The 585-nt window shown below is 64.4% G+C and carries 1 pseudogene; it reads left to right on the top strand.

What is annotated here, in order from left to right:
• Positions 1-585: pseudogene (locus I8N67_RS41910) on the top strand (hypothetical protein); the annotation flags it as partial.

Here is a 585-nt window from a genome sequence, read left to right as displayed (position 1 = left end):
AGCTCGGCCCCGAGAAGTCCCTCGCGTTCTTCGGCCAGCTCTCCACGGACACATACGAGTACGGCAAGGTCGACCCGGAGCGCCTCAAGGACGTCCAGCAGCTCCAGGAGAACCTCGGCCTCAACCTGGCCACCGCCTCCCACGACAAGGAATTCGCCGACAAGTGGGGTCCGGAACTCCGCAAGCTGGGTACGGAGCGCATTCCGCTGTCCAAGTACGACTACGGCGTGCCGCCGTTCGGCTACCAACTGCTCGGCGGGATCATGCGGCACGGGAACTACGACGCGAAGTTCCTCAACCCGATCGCCGAACACGTGGCGCAACTGCACGCGAAGGACCCGGACATGTTCGCGGAGAGCAAGGTGATGAACAGTCCGTTCAAGAACCCGTACAACCCCTCCGGCGTGAACGGGGCCGGCTATGACCCGGCCACCGCCATGCTGGAAGCGCTGGGTAACAGTCCGGAAGCGGCGAAGAAGTTCTTCACCGACCCGCCGACCGCTTACAACGAGGACGGCACGGTCAACCACGGCGCCACGGCCGACCTCGGGAAGGACAAGGACGGCGAGCCGTTCGACAACTACC

Origin of the sequence: Streptomyces adelaidensis, assembly GCF_016598475.1 — a bacterium.
In the GTDB taxonomy this organism is placed as follows: domain Bacteria; phylum Actinomycetota; class Actinomycetes; order Streptomycetales; family Streptomycetaceae; genus Streptomyces; species Streptomyces adelaidensis.
Note: the sequence above shows the minus strand (reverse complement) of the source record. Positions and strands in the feature narration are given on the sequence as shown.